General features: G+C 40.4%; 16 protein-coding genes. 11 read left to right on the top strand and 5 right to left on the bottom strand.

Going from position 1 to position 19,858, the window contains the following annotated elements:
* Positions 1 to 20 precede the first annotated feature (20 nt).
* From tuf to miaA, 5 genes are all read right to left on the bottom strand, one after another.
* Positions 21 to 1,196: an elongation factor Tu gene (gene tuf, locus O2942_10905; GenBank protein ID MDA0782757.1), complete on the bottom strand. Its 1,176-nt coding sequence runs from the start codon at positions 1,194 to 1,196 to the stop codon at positions 21 to 23.
* Between the two features lie 46 nt (positions 1,197 to 1,242).
* Entirely contained in the window at positions 1,243 to 3,339 is a 2,097-nt protein-coding gene (gene fusA / locus O2942_10910) for an elongation factor G (GenBank protein MDA0782758.1), read from the bottom strand.
* A gap of 178 nt (positions 3,340 to 3,517) precedes the next feature.
* On the bottom strand, positions 3,518 to 3,988 hold the full coding sequence (rpsG, locus tag O2942_10915) for a 30S ribosomal protein S7 (protein MDA0782759.1): 471 nt from the start codon (positions 3,986 to 3,988) through the stop codon (positions 3,518 to 3,520).
* 35 nt (positions 3,989 to 4,023) lie between these two features.
* On the bottom strand, positions 4,024 to 4,395 hold the full coding sequence (gene rpsL / locus O2942_10920) for a 30S ribosomal protein S12 (protein MDA0782760.1): 372 nt from the start codon (positions 4,393 to 4,395) through the stop codon (positions 4,024 to 4,026).
* 328 nt (positions 4,396 to 4,723) lie between these two features.
* Positions 4,724 to 5,641, bottom strand: coding sequence for a tRNA (adenosine(37)-N6)-dimethylallyltransferase MiaA (gene miaA, locus O2942_10925; protein ID MDA0782761.1), 918 nt, complete (start codon positions 5,639 to 5,641; stop codon positions 4,724 to 4,726).
* Between the two features lie 157 nt (positions 5,642 to 5,798).
* On the opposite strand from miaA, the gene serB reads away from it, so the two are divergent.
* From serB to O2942_10980, 11 genes are all read left to right on the top strand, one after another.
* Positions 5,799 to 6,698 (top strand): phosphoserine phosphatase SerB, encoded by a 900-nt coding sequence (gene serB / locus O2942_10930; protein ID MDA0782762.1) that lies wholly within the window; start codon positions 5,799 to 5,801, stop codon positions 6,696 to 6,698.
* A gap of 321 nt (positions 6,699 to 7,019) precedes the next feature.
* A complete protein-coding gene (gene nadD, locus O2942_10935) occupies positions 7,020 to 7,598 on the top strand; it encodes a nicotinate (nicotinamide) nucleotide adenylyltransferase (GenBank protein MDA0782763.1) in 579 nt (192 codons plus the stop codon).
* Between the two features lie 182 nt (positions 7,599 to 7,780).
* Positions 7,781 to 8,107 (top strand): ribosome silencing factor, encoded by a 327-nt coding sequence (rsfS, locus tag O2942_10940; GenBank protein ID MDA0782764.1) that lies wholly within the window; start codon positions 7,781 to 7,783, stop codon positions 8,105 to 8,107.
* 11 nt (positions 8,108 to 8,118) lie between these two features.
* The gene (locus O2942_10945; protein MDA0782765.1) at positions 8,119 to 8,580 is read left to right on the top strand and encodes a 23S rRNA (pseudouridine(1915)-N(3))-methyltransferase RlmH; all 462 of its coding nucleotides are present in this window, start codon (positions 8,119 to 8,121) and stop codon (positions 8,578 to 8,580) included.
* A 218-nt stretch (positions 8,581 to 8,798) separates the two neighbouring features.
* On the top strand, positions 8,799 to 9,170 hold the full coding sequence (locus O2942_10950; protein MDA0782766.1) for a hypothetical protein: 372 nt from the start codon (positions 8,799 to 8,801) through the stop codon (positions 9,168 to 9,170).
* A 196-nt stretch (positions 9,171 to 9,366) separates the two neighbouring features.
* Entirely contained in the window at positions 9,367 to 10,692 is a 1,326-nt protein-coding gene (locus O2942_10955; GenBank protein MDA0782767.1) for a hypothetical protein, read from the top strand.
* A gap of 86 nt (positions 10,693 to 10,778) precedes the next feature.
* Positions 10,779 to 11,840, top strand: a complete 1,062-nt coding sequence (locus tag O2942_10960) for an efflux RND transporter periplasmic adaptor subunit (protein MDA0782768.1) — start codon at positions 10,779 to 10,781, stop codon at positions 11,838 to 11,840.
* Between the two features lie 305 nt (positions 11,841 to 12,145).
* Entirely contained in the window at positions 12,146 to 15,265 is a 3,120-nt protein-coding gene (locus tag O2942_10965) for an efflux RND transporter permease subunit (protein MDA0782769.1), read from the top strand.
* A 117-nt stretch (positions 15,266 to 15,382) separates the two neighbouring features.
* Positions 15,383 to 16,804, top strand: a complete 1,422-nt coding sequence (locus O2942_10970) for an efflux transporter outer membrane subunit (protein ID MDA0782770.1) — start codon at positions 15,383 to 15,385, stop codon at positions 16,802 to 16,804.
* 105 nt (positions 16,805 to 16,909) lie between these two features.
* Positions 16,910 to 17,767: a hypothetical protein gene (locus tag O2942_10975; protein MDA0782771.1), complete on the top strand. Its 858-nt coding sequence runs from the start codon at positions 16,910 to 16,912 to the stop codon at positions 17,765 to 17,767.
* A 130-nt stretch (positions 17,768 to 17,897) separates the two neighbouring features.
* Complete coding sequence (locus tag O2942_10980; GenBank protein MDA0782772.1) at positions 17,898 to 19,655, top strand: alkaline phosphatase D family protein; 1,758 nt, start codon at positions 17,898 to 17,900, stop codon at positions 19,653 to 19,655.
* Positions 19,656 to 19,858: the final 203 nt, after the last annotated feature.

Below are 19,858 nucleotides of genomic sequence, written 5' to 3' on the forward strand. Positions count from 1 at the left end.
TTCCCGCCGACATCAAACAATTATTTAACAATTTTAGCCACAACACCTGCACCAACGGTTCTACCACCTTCACGGATTGCGAAGCGTAAGCCCTCATCCATTGCGATAGGAGCTATAAGCTCTACCGTTAGCTTAGCATTATCTCCCGGCATAATCATCTCTGTACCTTCCGGCAATATCACTGTTCCGGTTACGTCCGTCGTACGGAAGTAAAATTGCGGACGGTAATTTGCGAAGAACGGAGTATGACGACCACCTTCATCTTTACTCAAAACATATATCTCAGCTTCAAACTTAGTGTGCGGAGTGATAGAACCCGGCTTAGCCAAAACCTGACCACGCTCAACTTCCTCACGCTTAGTTCCGCGAAGAAGAACTCCTACGTTATCTCCTGCCTCACCTCTGTCTAGAAGCTTACGGAACATCTCAACTCCGGTACAAGTGGTTTTCAAAGTATCTTTTATCCCTACTATCTCCATCTCGTCGCCTACGTTGACAACTCCACGCTCAATACGACCCGTTACTACAGTACCACGACCGGAAATACTAAATACATCCTCAATCGGCATAATGAAATTTCCGTCTATCGGACGCTCAGGCTGAGGAATGTACTCATCAACCGCTTTCATCAATGCACGAACCGCATTCTCACCTATCTCAGGCTTAGTATCCTCTAACGCTGCAAGGGCAGAACCTTTTACTACAGGGATATCATCACCGGGGAACTCATATGAAGATAACAACTCACGAACTTCCATCTCAACAAGCTCCAACAATTCTTCATCGTCAACCTGATCAACCTTATTCAAAAATACCACTATCGCAGGTACACCGACCTGACGAGCAAGAAGGATATGCTCACGTGTCTGAGGCATAGGACCGTCAGCCGCCGAACAAACCAATATCGCTCCGTCCATCTGGGCAGCACCCGTTATCATATTCTTTACATAGTCCGCGTGTCCCGGACAGTCAACGTGGGCATAATGACGGGCTTCCGTCTCATACTCAACGTGAGCAGTCGCTATAGTGATTCCACGCTCTCTTTCCTCAGGGGCGTTATCAATTGAATCATAAGCCCTGTACTCACCGAAAAACTTCGTGATTGCCGCTGTCAAACTGGTCTTACCATGGTCAACGTGACCTATCGTTCCGATATTACAATGCGGCTTTGTACGTGCAAATTTCTCCTTAGACATCCTTCTTTCCTCTTTTATTTAGATGTTAAAATTAATCCTAAAAATTTTATGCAACTTTGGCTTTTATTTCTTCAGCTACCTGTTGAGGCACCTGAGCATAACTTTCAAAGTGCATTGTAAACTGCGCTCTGCCTTGTGACATAGAACGCAAAGTATTCACATAACCGAACATAGAAGATAACGGTACAAGTGCATTTATCACCTGTGCATTTCCTCTTGGTTCCATTCCGCCTACCTGACCGCGTCTACTATTTAAATCACCTATAATATCACCCGTATAATCATCCGGCGTGACAACTTCCACCCTCATCATCGGCTCTAACAGTACCGGACCGGCTTGTGCACACGCTTCTTTATACGCAGCTTTAGCCGCAATTTCGAATGCCAAACTACTGGAGTCGACATCGTGGTAAGAACCGTCTATTAACGTAGCCTTAAAGTCAGTCATCGGAAAGCCTGCTAATATACCGCCTTCTTTTATCATTTCAATACCTTTTTGTACAGCAGGTATGTACTCTTTAGGAATGTTACCGCCAACCACAGTATCTAGGAACTGGAATCCTGAACCCGGCTCTAAAGGCTCGAAATTAATCTTAACTTTCGCATATTGCCCTGCACCGCCCGACTGCTTTTTGTGCTGGTAAACTATCTCATAAGGTTTTGTAATAGTTTCTCTATACGCTACCTGAGGAGCACCTATATTTGCGTCCACTCCGAACTCACGCTTCATACGGTCAATGATAATCTCAAGGTGAAGCTCACCCATACCTTTTAACACCGTCTGACCGCTTTCTTCATCAGTTTCAACCTGTAAAGACGGGTCTTCGGCAACAAGACGGGAAATAGCAAGTCCCATTTTTTCCTGATCGGCTTTAGTTTTAGGCTCAACTGCCACTTCGATAACCGGAATCGGGAACTCCATTCTTTCCAGAATAACGGCAGATTTAGGGTCACACAAGGTATCACCTGTTGTAGTAGCTTTAAGACCTGCAATCGCCACAATATCTCCGGCACGTGCCTCTTTAATGTCCTCACGTGAATTTGAGTGCATCAACAACATACGCCCTATACGCTCTTTTTTATCTTTTGTAGAGTTAATAACCGTCTCACCGCCTGAAAGAACCCCAGAATATATACGGCAGAAGGTAAGCGAGCCTACAAAAGGGTCATTCATAATCTTAAATGCAAGTGCAGAGAAAGACTCCTCATCAGAGCTTTTACGGACGATTGCTTTTTCTTCGTCTTTAGCATCAACACCTTTTATTGCCGGAACATCAATCGGTGCAGGCAAGAAATCAACAACGGCATCAAGTAAAGGCTGAACACCTTTATTTTTAAACGCAGAACCGCATACTACCGGAACAAATACTCCGTCAAGAGTACCTTTACGTATAGCAGCCTTAAGCTCTTTTTCCGAAACTTCCTCACCGCCTAAATATTTTTCCATCAAGGCATCATCAGCTTCAGATGCCGTTTCAAGTAATTTGTCCCTGTATTCTTCAGCCTGAGCTTGCAGGTCGCTCGGAATATCTACATATTTATAATTTGCACCAAGGCTTTCATCTTCCCATATAGCCGCTTTCATTTTCACAAGGTCAATTATACCTTTTAATTTATCTTCAGTACCCACAGGGATTTGCAGAACAAGAGGATTTGCACCCAACCTGTCTTTTATCATACCCACACACATGAAGAAGTCTGCTCCTGTTCTGTCAAGCTTATTAACGAAACACATACGAGGAACGCCGTACTTATCAGCCTGACGCCATACGGTCTCAGACTGAGGCTCAACACCTGCCACACCGTCAAATACCGCAACAGCACCGTCTAAAACCCTCAAAGAACGCTCAACTTCAATAGTGAAGTCAACGTGTCCGGGAGTATCAATAATATTTATACGGTAAGTCTTGCCGTCGTCCGGCCCCTTCCAAAAACATGTGGTAGCGGCTGAAGTAATGGTAATACCACGCTCTTGCTCCTGTTCCATCCAGTCCATAGTTGCAGCACCGTCATGCACCTCACCTATCTTGTGAGATTTACCGGTATAGTACAAAATACGCTCGGTAGTCGTAGTTTTACCCGCATCAATATGTGCCATTATACCTATGTTACGATAATGCTCTAAAGGTGTCTGTCTTGCCATGTCTTCCTCTATCCAGTTAAATGGTCAAAATAGTTAAATCGTTAAATAGAAAAAGTTTTACTTATATTGATTATAACGTACAACTTATCTACATATTAATTTAGCTAATTACCATCATAAAATTATTTTTTAAACTTACAATTCTACTATTTTTCAATTTCACCGTTAAACTAATTTATTACCAACGGTAGTGTGCAAAAGCTTTATTTGCTTCCGCCATTTTGTGAGTATTCTCTCTTTTCTTAATCGACTCACCCTGCTTTTTGTAAGAATCGATAATTTCTCCGGCAAGCTTTAGCGAGATAATTTTCTCTTTACGCTTTCTGGCAGCTTCAATTATCCATTTAATAGCAAGTGCCCTTCTGCGTTCCGGTCTTACTTCGGTAGGAACCTGATAAGTAGCACCACCTACACGGCGTGAACGAACTTCAACGGTAGGCTTAACATTATCAATAGCCTCAAGGAAAACTTCCAATGGATTTTGCTTTAATTTTGATTCGATTTCAATCAAAGCCTCATAAATAGCTTTTTCAGCAACAGATTTTTTACCTGCTTTCATCAAACAATTTATAAACTTAGATACTACCTCATTACCGTATTTAGCGTCCGGTAAAATCTTACGCTTCGGTGCAGCATGACGTCGTGACATAATTCAACTCTTCTCTAAAAAATTCTAAAAATATACTATTTAGGTCTCTTCGCACCATATTTCGAACGACGCTGCTTACGGTCTTTAACACCTTGAGTATCAAGCGTACCGCGAATAATATGATAACGAACACCCGGTAAGTCTTTAACACGACCACCACGTATAACAACCACACTGTGTTCCTGTAGATTGTGTCCCTCACCCGGGATATATGCAGTCACCTCATAACCGTTAGACAAACGCACACGAGCAACCTTACGCAAAGCCGAGTTAGGCTTCTTAGGGGTTGTCGTATAAACACGCACACAAACACCTCTTTTTTGAGGGTTTCCTTGTAAAGCCGGCACCTTATTGATTACTCTCTTAGGTCTACGAGGCTTACGAACTAGCTGGTTAATAGTTGGCATATATCTCCTAAATAAATTCCAAAATTCCACACATATTGACACAGTACTCCCAAAAACCTATTTGGAAGGAGGGCGCATATTAATGATTGTATGCACAATCGTCAAGGATAATTTTCACTTTTTTACACATGAATTTATTTATTACACCAAAAGTACGGTTGCAGCTAGTATTTTTAATCTCTTTCAGATTTAATTTCTCGAAGCTTGCTTCGTATAATTTAAGTTGCAAGTTGTAAGTTGTAAGTTGCATCTTAAGTCAGGCATCACTTGCAACTCGCTACTTGCAACTAAACTATATAACCCCGTAGCTTGCTGCGTGGTAGTTTACTTATAAATTATCATTCAAAACACTAATCATTTCATTTTCAGGGCTAGCACTTTTTAATGCGTATGCATCACTCATCTGCCCCCTAAACCATGTAAACTGCCTTTTTATATAATGCCTTGTGTTTTTTTTTGCTTGCTCTACGGCATCTTCAATGGTCATATCACCTTTTAAATAAGCTAATAATTCAGGCACTCCGTGTGATTTCATGGAAGGCAGTTCCTCTGAAAGGTTCATCTTTTGCAAACTCTCCATTTCTCCTAAAACGCCCTCCCCTATCATTTTATCAAAGCGTGTATTACAATTTTCATAAACCTTTTGCCTATCAGGGCTTAAAAAGAATTTATGATAAGCCGCATCATTAAAAACCGGAATTGTCGGTTGCTCCTGCCAGTATGCTAATGATTCACCTGTTTGCAGCAATACCTCATACGCCCTTGCTACCCTTTGCCTGTCACTAGGTTCAAGCTTTTGACGCATAACATCATCAAGCTTTGCATAAACCGCTTCACTTCCTTCTTTAGACACCAGCCGCCTCACCTGCTGCCTAATTTTCTCTTCTATATCGGGCATTTGCGGAATACCTTGGGTCAGATACTTTATATACATTCCCGTACCGCCCACCAGCATGGGAATCTTTCCTTTTGCCCACGCCCGTTCGATAACAGGCTTTACCATGTCCAGCCAACGCCCTACCGAACAATGCTCCGACACCGATATAACGCCGTACATCTCGTGCGGAATCAGGTTTTTCTCATCTTCTGTCGGCTGGGCGGTAATAATCGGTATTTCTTTATATAACTGCTTGGAATCACAATTAATAATGACGGCATCTATCTTACTTGCTACGGACATAGCCAAAGAAGATTTGCCGCTTGCAGTGGGACCGAATAAAATGATGACAGGTTTATTTCTTTGCAATCTGTATCACCTCAAAATTCTCAAGGATTTTTTTAAACAGCTTGTGTCAATTTCCATAAATACAAATCTTATAGTATATTTTTGTTATATTTAGGTTTATATATCTTAAAAAAAAACAATTGTACATTTATTGATTAAATTAAAAATCAGAGTAACTATGCAGAACGTTGTGACATTAATTACAAATTATCCTAAACAAAAACTTGATGAAGCCATAATTAACAAAGCTTTCATATCATTAGAGAAAAAAGGCGGTAAAATAATAAACCTGTCATGGCTTGCCGAAAATGAGGCATGCGATATCCTTTTTGATGAGTTGGACGTAGATACCGCAAGGAATATTTTAGCCGACAAGCTAGAAGGTATTGAAGTTGACTATATAGTCGGAGAAAATAATAACCGTCGCAAAAAATTGCTTATCTCGGATATGGACTCCACCATCATACAACAAGAATGCATAGATGAGGTTGCCGATAAACTGGGAATGAAAGATAAGATAGCAGCTATTACGCAAAAAACAATGAATGGCGAACTTGATTTTAGCGACTCATTACGCCGGAGAGTTTCGCTATTAAAAGACCTTGATGAATCTAAATTACAAGAAGTGTATGAAAACCACATCACCCCTATGCCCGGTGCAAAAGAACTGTTGGCAACTATGAAAGCTAACGGCTCATATTGCCTTTTGGTATCTGGCGGATTTACCTTCTTTACCGATAAGATACAAAATTTGTTGGGGTTTGATGATAACAGGGCAAACGTGCTTGAAATTAAAAACGGCAAGTTAACAGGGAAAGTAATTGAGCCTGTTTTAGATGCGGGAAGTAAACTTGACGCACTAAATAAAATAGTTAACAAACTGAATATCAAGCATGATGATGTAATTGCGGTCGGCGACGGAGCTAATGACCTGCCGATGCTGCAAAATGCAGGCTTAGGCATAGCTACCCATGCCAAACCGCATGTACGACAGCAGGTTCGGCACAACATTATATATACGGATTTAAAAGCACTGCTTTATATACAGGGATATACGAAAGATGAGTTTTGCAATTAAACATCTGAATATCTTGTTAAGGTTATTATCGTATATTTCATTTATTAGTGTCATTCGACGATTTATGCCGTCAAATGACAGGGTGAAGTAAGTTATAGTGATTTTAAAATAACTTCCGTACCCTAGGTTGTCATCCCCCGAATTTGCGAAGCAAATTATAGGGGGATCTACCGCCATTTACAGAAGATCCCCGCACGTAGGCGGGGATGACATTAAAATAGGTGGAAGTTAATTTAAAGGACTATAAATTCAAATTTGCTAAATATATAACCACCTTATAAATAAAAAAGGACCATTATGCAGACGTATAAAGGACTACATATGACCAAAAAAATCGGACTGTTAGGAGGCTCGTTTAATCCTGCTCATAAAGGACATTTGCATATCAGCCTTGAGGCTCTGGAAATTCTTGGCTTAGGCGAAATATGGTGGTTGGTATCCCCTCAAAACCCACTTAAACCAAAAGATGAAATGTTACCGTTTGAACATCGCTTTAACAGTGCGATTGATATAACAAAAGACTATAGGAACAGAATAAAAATATCTGATTTTGAAAAACAAAATAACAGCAACCGTACATATGAAACCCTTGCTGCACTGCACAATAGCAATCCTGAAAATATATTTATATGGCTAATGGGAGCTGATAATCTGGTTGGTTTTGACAAATGGTATAAGTGGCAGGAAATTATGGAAACAACGCTTATTGCTGTTTTTGACCGTGGTAACGAAAAAAAAGAGGCTCTAAAAAGCAAAGCAGCATTATCATTTAAAAACAGCCTGTTAAAAAAAGAGAACACATCTTTACTAACACAAAAAAAGCCCCCATGCTGGTGTTTTTTGGATATAAAAAAGCACCCCGCATCTTCAACAAAGCTTAGAAATAAAACTAAAAATTGAATATAATGAAAAAAACCTTTGTACGAATTTTCCAAACGTAGTATAATATAAGTTAGATGTATAAACATCTATTTTACATGGTTTTTATTAATTAACCTACACAGTTAGTGTAACTTCAAATTTAGGAGGTTGTTATAAAAAGAGCAAATTTCGAGCCGGTCATAAATGACCTGAAAAGCCTTATTCAGAACTCCCTTGAAGACGGCAAAGCCGAAAATATCGTAACTGTTGATCTTCATGGAAAATCTGACATCGCCGATCTTATGGTAATAGCATCGGGAACATCAAGTAAACATTCTAGTTTTTTAGCCGAAAAATTAATCCAACAAATAAAGGAATACGACTCAGGCGTTGTTTCCTGCGTTGAGGGTTTGAGTGAAGGCAATTGGGTGCTAGTTGATGCAGGTGACATTATAATCCATATTTTCAAACCGGAAATACGCCAAATGTATAATCTGGAGAAAATGTGGTCGGTTTGCACGCCTGAAGCCGAGCTTGTAGTTAACTAAAGGTTCGTAAAATGAAGGTATTAATTGCCGCTATCGGCAAAGATAAGCGGTCGTCAGCTACATTTCAGCTTTTTGAAGAATACAAAAAGCGTACTAAATGGAATGTGGAACTAAAAGAATTCGAACATAAAAAAAATCTCCCCCCCGAACTTCTAAAAGAAAAAGAAGCGTCCCTATTATTACAAAGCGTTGAACCTTCGGCAAAGATTATCGCACTAGACGAAAACGGAAAAAATTTATCAAGCGAAGAGTTTGCGTCATTAATCAAAACGTGGCAAGATGAAGGCAGCAGCAATCTGGCTTTTTTAATAGGAGGAGCAGCAGGACACGGCAAAGAAGTTCTTGAAAAGGCAGACTTCAAACTATCTTTCGGCAAACTAACATGGCCGCATATGATGGTAAGGGCAATGCTGTCCGAGCAGTTATACCGAGCAAGCTCAATAATAGCCGGTCATCCTTATCACCGCTCATAGAAAAAAGATAATTGTCATGGGCAAATTTTTCTATTTCCAAGCCATTCCAAACCGTATCTATATCGGTCATTCATATACCTACTTTTATTCATTTTCCGAAACTGTCCGCCATTACCCCCTAACACCACTAATATAAACCATTCTAAAATCATGGCAACAACATATCTATCCAACTGTCAATTAACACTTTATTAACACTTGTATCGTATAATTTCCTTATGAAAAAAGATGATATTAAAGGCAAATTTTACGAAGTTAAAGAAGTAGATGATAAGCTTGTTTTTCGCATATACGGTAAGAAAAATAACGTTTTCACCACATTTAAAATATTATCTACAATAAAAAGCTTCGGTATAAAAGTAATATGGTTGGTTGCAGGACTCCTCTCGCCTTTTTATTGTTTAATAATATTATTAGATGCTCTGATATTATTTGTTTTATCTTTTTTTGTTATCGTTTCTATCATTATAGGTACTAATATTTTCTTAGTTATGCTTCTTAGCTTTGTTCTATCTTTTGTATATACATTTGCTATCGGATGCTGCTTCAAATTAGTTAACCCCGAATTAAACCGTAGAAAGAAAAAATAATCAGGATCTCAAAACCTACTCAAGAATACTTTCCGGCATTTTGAAATATGAAAGCCGGATTTTCTGTAATTATTGTAATGTAACAACAACCAAAAGTTAACTTTTTAATTTTTTTCTTTTGTATTTGGTATTTTCATTTTATGCTGCAATTTGTAGATTTTAAAATCCGAACCTACTATTTAAAAAAGATTTTTTTATGTTACGTAAATTCTCAAGTTATCTTACAAGAAGCTCATACCCTCAAAGGGTAGCAGGAGCCGTAAAGAAAATGGCATTAGATACATTTAAGGAGCAGAACCCTGAAATATCAGGTTTTATTGATAGGAACACGGCAATAGAGCAGATAAGTTCTCCGCAACTAAGACAGCTTCAATACTCAAAACTGGTAAATGACATAAACAATAACGGCAATATTCTTATTACCGGAAAAACATATACGGCTTTAGGTATGGCGGATTACTTATATAAAACCGTAGCCATATCACAGGAAATGCAGCTATTGAGGGAGCGGGAAAAAGCGAAAGCTGCCAAACAGCCGGAACAAATAGATACTAATACGGTAACTGATAATTTACGCAAATTCAGGCATTCGTTCGTAAATATGGGTATGCAGATTCAGGCGGGTAATATTGCCGATTTGATACTTGAAGAAGATACCGAGACTAAAACATTAAAAGAAAAAATTGTAAATTATACTGCCATAGCCGACAAGCGTTTGTCACCCGAAACAAAATATAATGATTACTCTATTGATACCGCCTTTGCATATGAACGCAGTGCGGCAAATTCTAACAACTCCGAATATACCGAATCTGATGAAAATATCGTTCCAAAACCTCATCAGATAAAAACATATGTTTTTTCACATTTACTCAAGTCCTTGTCACAAACCTCAAATAATACCGAAGAAAGCAATAACATCTTATTTGCTGCAATTAGACGTACTATTGACAGCAAAAACGAAACAATCGGTGAATTTCAACAGATACTTTCCGAAACGTCAGGTGATTTGTCAGAGTCGATAATTCGGAAAATAAAAGAGAAGAAGGAAAAATCTCCCGATCTTTTCGCTCCCATAAAAACGGTTAATGAGGCTATTAAGAAAGTGGACGACATATGCGGTTATTATCAGGTTCAGGCAGAGGGGGCTTTGCTTGGTCTAAACGGAGCTAAATTAAGTTTATATGAAGACAGGAGTATATCATTTGATAATCTTGCAAAGACACGCAAGCAAATACAAAGCAGGATAGAAATAGAAAAAAGCCGTTCCCAAAACGCTATGGAAACAGGTTACAACCTCAATGCCGATAGCACTATGTCAATTGCCGGCATAGATTTTTATAAGAAAATAGCCGCAGGTGATATTCCAACATCAAAAACCGAATACAACATAATGAGATTCGTATCGTCCGTAGCCGACCTTCCTGATTCGGTGTTACCTGCCAAAAGATTAATAGACCGTGAGGAAGAAAATCGTAAGCTTCCGCCTTCATTATCGGAAGTGCCTGCAAAAAGCAGATAATCCGATCATTAACAATATTTAATGATTTATAAACGAAATTAGGCTATGACTTAAATTCAAAATTTAATAAAAATAACCGAGCTTAGATGTTTAAAACAAAAATATCAGATATTTTCAAAAATACGCTATTTTCAGCGATATTTGTGTTGGCTGTCACTTTAAGCTTTAATGTAGCGGCTCAGGAGGCGGCAAAACCCAGAGTAAAGGTTATTACACAAACAATTAAGTTTACGGAAAATGACAAGGTGTTTGAAGCGGTAGGTACGGGTCGTGCACAATTTTCGGCAAATATACACCCTGCCATATCCGATGAGGTTATGGAGGTTTTGTTCGAATCGCAGCAGCGTGTAAATAAAGGAGATGTTCTGGTACAACTAGATGATAGGGAGGAACGTCTTGCGGTAAAGCTTGCAAAAGTAAGGCTAAAGAACACACAATCGCTTCTAAACCGCTATCAAAAGGCAGTAAAGAACGGAGCGGTTCCTCAAAGTGAAGTAGATGAGGCACAGGCAAATTATGACTCTGCCGGTCTTGAGCTTGAACAAGCCTTATTATCTTTGGAAGAAAGGCAGATAATAGCACCTTTCGACGGAGTTGTCGGTATTCCTAATATCGACCCCGGTGATAGGGTTACTCCCGATACTATGATAACAGGACTGGATAACCGTGACATAATATATATCAATTTTGAGGTTCCGGAGTCTTTGGCAGGAGAGCTTCAAAATGCCCTTAAGGAAAAACAGGAAATAACCGCTACTACACCTTCGCATAACGGCATTACGTTCAAGGGCATGATAACCGCACAGGAAAGTAGGTTAAATCCCGCTACCAGAACGATCATGGCACGGGCAAGCATAATTAACGATAGTGATTTGCTGCGTCCGGGAATGTCTTTTAAAACACGTTGGGATATTCCGGGCAATAAATACGCTACCGTTCCCGAAATATCATTACAATGGGGACGTGACGGCTCTTTCATATGGGTGATAAGGGACGGTCTTGCAAAAAAAGTTATGACGCAGGTCATAGCCCGCATGGCAGGAACGGTATTGCTCGAAGGTGATGTGCAAAAGGGCGAGGAAGTTGTTGTAGAGGGAGTACAAAGATTAAGACCAGACACTAAAGTTGAGGTTATAGGGAGGCAGTAAATAGTTTTATACCTGCGAAATACTATAGGTATGAAGAATTAAAAAATTATAGTGTTTCTAAATTTTATTGATAATGTCATCGCCGGAGTTTCCGTAGGAAACTATAGGGCGATCTCGGTGAGATTACCCTATAATTTTGTTACACAAAATTCGGGTAATGACGGGTGTAGTCGTATAGTTAATTTACTATAAATTTGGAAATACTATAATTGTCATGCTGAATTTATTTCAGCATCTAATATAAAAAAATTAAATATCCTGAAACGGTGTTCAGGATAAGCGAATTTAAAGGAGAAGATAAAAAATTGAGCAAGTTTTCCGAAGGCATAACGGCACTTGGCGTAAGAAGACCGGTATTGATAACGGTCTTCAACCTTCTTATAATGCTTGCGGGGTTTGCTAGCTTTTTCGGAATCGATATAAGGGAACTGCCTGACGTTGACCGCCCGATAATAAGTGTGCGTGCAGTGTATGACGGTGCTTCTCCCGGCACAATGGATACGGAAGTAACAAGTATATTAGAAGGTGCGGTATCACGTGTATCGGGTGTAAAGAGTATAGAATCCTCAAGTGAAGAAAATAACATGCGTATGCGTGTGGAGTTCGACAGCTCGGTTGACTTAAACGTTGCTGCTAGTGATGTTAGGGAGGCCGTAAGCCGTGCACAAAGACAATTACCCGATAATATCGATCAGGTTCTGGTTATAAAAGCAGATAGCGATGCCGATTCGGTTGTACAGCTATCTGCATATAGCGACACCCTTTTAAAATACGAGCTTGCAGAACGTATAGAAAAAGATGTTGCCCCTGAATTTTTATCAATAAAAGGTGTTGCAGATGTAATGCTAAACGGTGACCAGCCGAGAGTCTTGCGTGTTTTATTAGATCCTGCTCTGCTTGCCGGATATAAACTTTCGGTATCTGACGCGGTCGATACTTTACGCACCATAAATCTGGACGTACCTGCCGGTAGTTATGAATCTGACGATCAGGAGCTGCTTGTAAGAGCGCAGGCAACTGTTGTTAAACCTGAAAAAGTTGAAGAACTATATATAAGAGGTGACATACAGATAGGTGATGTAGGTGAGGTTTTTTATGCTCCTATGGAGGCGGAATCATATTCGCTTCTAAACGGTAGAATGGTAGTGGGACTCGGTATAATCAGGCAAGCAGGCTCAAACACTATCGATATAGCCAATGAGGTTGACAGACGTTTAAAAGAGATAAACGAACGGTCAAAGGATTTTACATTGGTCAAAACCTCTGACGATGCAATATTCATCAAGGGGGCTTTAAAAGATGTCGTATTTACACTTATATTCTCGATTTTAATAGTATTACTGATAATAGGGGTATTCTTAGGGCAGGCTAAAGCCGTACTTATTCCTGCCGTTACCATGCCTATATCGTTGATAGGAACGCTTGCCGCTATATGGCTATTCGGATTTTCCGTCAATCTTCTTACGCTGCTTGCGTTAGTTCTTGCCACAGGGCTGATAGTAGATGATGCAATAGTAGTATTAGAGAACATACAGCGTGTAAGATCGGAAGGAATGGAAAAAATGGCTGCGGCTGTAATAGGGACAAAGCAGGTATTTTTTGCAGTAATAGCTACCACTATAACCCTTGTTTCGGTATTTTTGCCTATCGCCTTCTTACCGGGTGATACGGGGCGTATGTTCAAGGAATTCGGACTGGTGCTTACCATAGCCGTTATAATAAGCTCGTTCGTAGCCGTAACCTTATGCCCTATGATGACCTCAAGACTGCCTAACCTGTCCAAGAGCAATAAGTTCCTTGATGCTATAAGAGGAAAACTTGATAGATTCGGACATAGATCGGCAGGTTTTTATTTCAGGACGTTAAATTCCCTTATACATCACAAGATAATAAGCCTGATAATAGCTGTAGGTGTTGCTATAGGAGGCATGTTCAGCTTTTTCCTGTTGAATCAGGAACTGCTGCCGAAGGAAGACAGAGGCTCGATACAGGTACTACTCACAGGTCCTGACGGTTCGTCGTTAAGTTATGCAGACAGGCAGTCGCAAAAAGTAGAGGAGGTACTTTTTCATTATCAGGAGCAGGGAATTGTAACCGACATATTCACCATAGTCGGTCGTTGGGACAAGAACCGTGCCTATACGATTGCCACTTTAAAACACTGGGACGAGCGTGATGTAAGCCAGATGGAACTGGCATCTGAGATAAATGATAAGTTAAAGGATATGCCCGGTGCTTTAGTAAGGGTTATACAGCGTGGCAGCCTGAATATCAGAGGCGGAGGAAGGGGTATCCAGATAGCACTTACAGGCAACAATTATGATGACTTGTACACAGAATCAACCGATTTTGCACAAAAGCTTAAAGAGAATATACCTATCATTGAAGATGTGAATATCCAGTTTGACACTTCACAGCCGGAACTTTCTTTTAACATAAACCGCCAGAGAGCAAATGACCTAAAAGTACCTATGGAAAGAATATCGCAGACCTTACGTGTTATGGTTGACAAGCTTGATCTGCTTGACCTGAGCGTAAACGATCAGGCAGTTCCTGTGATGGTAGGTTCTGCAAACGGCGTGATAAACGATCCGGGTGATCTTTTGAATATTTTTGTTACTAACACTAATGATGAACTTGTTCCGCTTAGTTCCCTGATAGATGTAAAAGAAAGCGGTGTGGCGGCGGAACTGGACAGACATGCACAGCGTCGTGCCATTGAACTTGATATCGGATTGCCTCCGGCTACTACGATAGGTGACGTGCTTGAAGATATTAAAAATCTTGCTAAAACCGAACTGCCGCAAGGAACTAATCTATTACTGCTTGGCGAGTCGGCAACTTTGGAAGAATCATCTTATGAAACCGCCCTCACCTTTTTAATAGCCTTATTGGTCGTGTTTTTAGTTCTTTCCGCCCAATTTGAAAGTATCGGCAGTGCTGCCATAGTGATGTTTACAGTACCTTTCGGGCTGGCTGCTGCCGTATTTGCATTACTGCTTACCGGTCAGTCCTTGAATCTTTATAGCCAGATAGGTCTTGTAATGCTTATAGGTCTGATGACCAAGAATGCTATATTGCTTGTCGAGTTCATGGATCAGATGCGTGATGAGGGTATGAGCGTTGAAGATGCGGTTATGGAAGGTGTAAGGGTTCGTCTGCGTCCTGTTATTATGACCGTATCATCTACCGTAATAGGTAGCCTTCCGCTGATATTATTCACAGGTCCGGGAGCCGAGGCAAGAAACTCTATAGGCTGGGTAGTATTCGGCGGGCTTGGTCTTTCTACGTTATTTACCCTATATCTTGCACCGCTTGGTTATTCAATAATAGCACCGTTTGTAAAACCGCGTGCATCTTCAGGAAAAGAACTGGAAAAACAATTAAAAAATGCGAAAAGAAACAAGAAGGAGGTGACGAATTAACAGTTACAACAATGTTTTTTCGATTACCGTAGAAAAATGTCATGCTGAATTTATTTCAGCATCTTTGCAAAGAAATTATAGATTCTGAAACAAGTTCAGAATAACAAGGCTTTAAATATGAAAAACATAACACTAATATTAACATTAATTTTATTCGGCTGTACGGTAGGTCCCGACTATGTAAGACCTTCCATACAACCGCCGGAATCGTTTGTATCGCAGGACGTATTAAAAAGCCTGAATGACGGCAAAGACGAACAGGATATATCACCTGACTGGTGGACGGGTTTTGAAGATGAAACCCTGAACAAACTGGTAGAAGAAGGTATTGCAAATAATTTCGAGATAAAAGCCGCATATGCAAGAGTAACGCAGGAAAAAGCAAGGATAGCCCTTGCAGATAGCGGTGACAGCCTTTCACTTGATGCCGATATTGACGGCAATATTGATGAAAGGAGTTCGATAAAAAGAGGAACAAACAGCACCACAAAGAGTATAGCGGCAGGTCTTGCGGCAACCCTTCCGCTTGATATATTCGGGCGTACTAAACGCAATGTAGAGATGTCCGTTGCAGGATACCAAAGGGCAAGGCAGGAGCTAAAAGGGGTGGTTCTCGGTATTAGCTCGGATATAGTTTCCGAATATATGACCTTGCGAGGAACGCAGCAGCAGTTGGAGCTGTTAAAAGAGTCCGTAAAATTACAGGAAAAAACCCTTTCCATCGTTCGGTCAAGGCTAAAATCCGGTATATCACCCGAGCTTGATCTGCAAAGGGCGATAACTTCAGTAGAGAATCTGCGTGCCGGAATTCCTTCTTTAGAAAGGGATCTGCAAAATTCCCGAAATAATCTGGCGATACTTACAGGCAATTTCCCCGGTGTTTATGAGGATATGCTCAAAGTCACAGGCGATATACCCAAATATAATAGCCTTATTCCCGATTTAATGCCGCTTGCGGTTTTGGAAACCCGTCCCGATGTACGTGCGGCAGAGGAAAGCCTAAAAGAAACGGTAGCAGGCATAGGCGTAGCTCAAGTGGCGTTCTATCCTGAATTTGAGTTAACGGGAGCTATCAGTATAGGTCTTACCGGTATCAGCGGTTCTCCTACCACATCAACCCTTATATCGTCACTCGGCAGTGTTATTGACCGTCATATATATGACGGCGGTTCCACACAGGCAAGCTTTGCTATTGCCAAGGCACAATCAGAAGAGGCACTGGCAGACTATGAGCAGATTTTACGTGAAGCAACAAAAGAAGTAGAAGAGATACTGGCTGCCATAAAAGCATCAAAATTACGTCAGGAATCACTGAAAAAGTCGGTAACTTCAAGTCGGCGTAGCTTTAATCAGGCCGAAACATTATATCAGGAAGGTTTAATAAGCTTTTTAGATGTAGTTGACGCACAAAGGGTATTTGCCGATGCAAGGCAGAACCTAGCCTCGGAACAGACTAATTATTCTGTAAATGTCAGCCGCCTTTTTGAGGCACTCGGCGTAGATATAAAATACGACAAAACTCAAGAAGAAAAAAAATGACTAATGACCATTATGTTCCGTGTAATGCCCCTACCTTAAAAAATTGACACATCTATATTTAAAATATAAAAACCTTCAGATTAAAAAATTAAGAAAGATCAGCTTATGAATATAAAACAAGCACTGGCAGGAATGTTGTTGCTATCGGCAGCGACATCTCAAAAGAAAGTGGAGGCTACCGCTCAAATCGGGCTAGAAATAGCCGCATCAAGGGGTTTTTGTACCGGAATGATATGTGCAGGTATCAAGGGCATTACATCAAATATAAAAGATGCTTTAAGTATTCCCGAAACCGATATTATTAATTTATCAAAAGAACAGCCCGCAAGTAATAACAATGAAACTGCGAAAAAACAGAATTTCGTATCAAAAATCACCAAAGGGGTTTTAAATAATTTTCCCTTAGACTTCGGAGCAAACGCCGTTGCAACTACATATGTTGACAGGTTATTCGGAACAAAAACTCAAACCGTATCTAATATAAAGTCACTGGCTTTACCTATCGCAACTATGAAAGTAGCCAAAGAGATTATTAAGGACGCTAATATACCGCCGATAGCTAAAAGTGCTATTATTTACGGTGGGTTTTGGGCAGGCAGGATATCACAGGGCAAACACCCTCTCACAACCGCTGCGGCAGTCGGAGGATTTGCGGCAGGAGCGAGTTTTATTAAGTCGTTTAATAACAAAACAACGGTTAATTCTGACGAAAAACAGGTAACTAGAGATAAGCCTGAAAAAAACAAAGGTCTATACGTTTCAGCAGTGACAGGATTTATGCCTTCTAGCGTAAGGAAAATATCCGATAACGCAAAAGATAGTGCGGAAGATCAGTTCAAGGAAAGTATAGGAGTGCCTAAAGAAACAAAATTATGGCCTATGCGTTATGACAAATTTTCTCAAAGATATACCGACTACCTTGTGCCTATAAGTGACGAGGAATATAAAAGCATGTTCCGTTAAACTAAGTATATAGATAACCTACAATAAAAATAAAATTAAAATTAAAGAATTTAAGAATTTCACTAGACACTTTGGGTAAGATTTTTATAATCCTTATTCAATTACTATAATCAAGTAGAGAGAAAAGAATATGAGTTCATTACGTAAACCTATCGTAGGTCCTATCGTCGGTCACACCACAACAGATTCATGCCGTTTATGGATTGCGGCAGGTGACCCCGTTGTTAAAACAAAAGAATCGGAGAACCGCCGGACGATAGGTGTTATCGGGGTTTATGATGAAAAAAAACAGGCTGTTCTTCCTGAAAACGTATATTACTTCCGTCTAAGGCGTGAATATGACAGGACGGGAACTTTCAACCTCGGGAAAGATGTAAGCCTATGGGAGAGTGACGGCAAAAAAGGCGCGCCATACAAACTTAAGCCCGATACTAAATATACCGTAAGAATGTCATCATTAACATTGGACGATTCTATTGAGAACGATTTGGAAGTTACCAGCGAATATATCGCAAAACGCCTTCCTGCTCCCGGTGTATGGGCATCGGCACTAACTGCTAGGGACGAACTTTATACACAGGCTGTTTTCAAAACCGCAAAATCAATGAACGCTACGGAAAAGTCACCTGTAAGCTTCCTGCTGGGTTCTTGCAGATATCCGGGCATGATGTGGAAGAGGAAAGAGGCAGACAGGATTTTCGGACCTATGGCAGCTATGAATGACAATGTGGACTTCACATTAATGGTGGGCGACCAGATATATGCCGATCTATATAACCGCTTTGTACCCGTGGGGCTTGCCGATACATATGAAGAATTTCAGGAGCGTTACAGAACGGCTTTCTCTTCTCCCAACATGGCAGCATTACTTAGCCGTGTACCTACATATATGACGCTTGACGACCATGAGATAGAGGATAACTGGACTCAGGACAGAATAAAAAGAAGTGAGAAACGCACCCTGTTTAATATGGCTATCAGCTTTTACATGAGCTACCAGTGGAGCCACGGTCCAAGATTTGAGGATAGCTATATACATAGCAGAGAACTCTCCGGACATGATGTTCACCTAAAGAGAGAGACTACTCCTAAATTATATTATAACTTTAAGCGTAACGGCTATCCGTTCTTTGTACTGGATACTAGAACACAGCGTTTCAAAAACGAGGATACCGATAGCATGGGGGCGAATGCAAAGGAAAACCTCAAAGAGTGGTTTACCAAACAAAATAGGCTTGATGATAACCACATGCTGGGTCAGCCCAGCCTGCATCATGCCGAGCCTAACCAGTTGGATTATTTATGTGCATGGATGCGTCACATGCAGGAAGACCACGGTAATGTGCCTAAATTCATTATTACCTCGTCTGTATTTGCACCAAGTGAGGTAGGTTCTACAAAAGGCGATAACGAAAAGGAAAAAAGCGACTCATGGGACGCTTTCCCTAATACTCGCCGAACTGTTTTGCAAACCATAATCGAACATAAAATACAGAATGTTATTTTTCTTTCCGGTGATATACATTGTGCCAACCTTGCCGAACTTGAGTTTACGGGTGCCGGTAAGGACATAAAATCATACTGTGTAACTTCATCGGCATTTTACTGGCCTTTCTCATTCGCAGACGGTGAGCCTTCTTCTTATGTTCACGATTCAAAGGACTCACGCACGCCTGACACCTTCAAGATATCCGAGGAACACGGCTCTATGGATTATAAGGCATGGGGATTCACTCAGGCAGATAACTTTGCCCATGTAAGGGTTTTGCCTGATACGCACGAATTGCAGATTCAGCTATACGGGAGCAACGGACAACAGCTTGAGAGGATTCAAAAAAACGGCATGGCAAGCAGTAAGCCTGAAAAGCTAAAATTGGCGGCTTGGTAACAATCTATAGTAATTTAAAACGGAATGTCCCGTTAATTGGTTTTTTATATTTTTTTATCAATCTGAACTTGTTTCAGATTCTATTATAAAACAGTTAACGGGACATTCCGATAAAAAAAGTTTAGAATAGCGGATACACGATATTATAGCGTTTCTAATTTTTAATGATAATGTCATCCCCCGAATTTTCGTAGAAAATTATA

The organism is Pseudomonadota bacterium (genome assembly GCA_027620075.1).
Taxonomy (GTDB): Bacteria; Pseudomonadota; Alphaproteobacteria; order Rickettsiales; family UBA6187; genus 1-14-0-20-39-49.

Coding starts and splice junctions, on each gene's coding strand:
- fusA (MDA0782758.1), bottom strand. CDS start 3,339: ATGGCAAGACAGACACCTTTAGAGCATTATCGTAACATAGGTATAATG.
- O2942_10970 (MDA0782770.1), top strand. CDS start 15,383: ATGAAAAACATAACACTAATATTAACATTAATTTTATTCGGCTGTACG.
- rpsL (MDA0782760.1), bottom strand. CDS start 4,395: ATGCCAACTATTAACCAGCTAGTTCGTAAGCCTCGTAGACCTAAGAGA.
- O2942_10950 (MDA0782766.1), top strand. CDS start 8,799: ATGAAAAAAGATGATATTAAAGGCAAATTTTACGAAGTTAAAGAAGTA.
- tuf (MDA0782757.1), bottom strand. CDS start 1,196: ATGTCTAAGGAGAAATTTGCACGTACAAAGCCGCATTGTAATATCGGA.
- serB (MDA0782762.1), top strand. CDS start 5,799: ATGCAGAACGTTGTGACATTAATTACAAATTATCCTAAACAAAAACTT.
- O2942_10975 (MDA0782771.1), top strand. CDS start 16,910: ATGAATATAAAACAAGCACTGGCAGGAATGTTGTTGCTATCGGCAGCG.
- O2942_10980 (MDA0782772.1), top strand. CDS start 17,898: ATGAGTTCATTACGTAAACCTATCGTAGGTCCTATCGTCGGTCACACC.
- O2942_10960 (MDA0782768.1), top strand. CDS start 10,779: ATGTTTAAAACAAAAATATCAGATATTTTCAAAAATACGCTATTTTCA.
- rpsG (MDA0782759.1), bottom strand. CDS start 3,988: ATGTCACGACGTCATGCTGCACCGAAGCGTAAGATTTTACCGGACGCT.
- O2942_10955 (MDA0782767.1), top strand. CDS start 9,367: ATGTTACGTAAATTCTCAAGTTATCTTACAAGAAGCTCATACCCTCAA.
- O2942_10945 (MDA0782765.1), top strand. CDS start 8,119: ATGAAGGTATTAATTGCCGCTATCGGCAAAGATAAGCGGTCGTCAGCT.
- nadD (MDA0782763.1), top strand. CDS start 7,020: ATGACCAAAAAAATCGGACTGTTAGGAGGCTCGTTTAATCCTGCTCAT.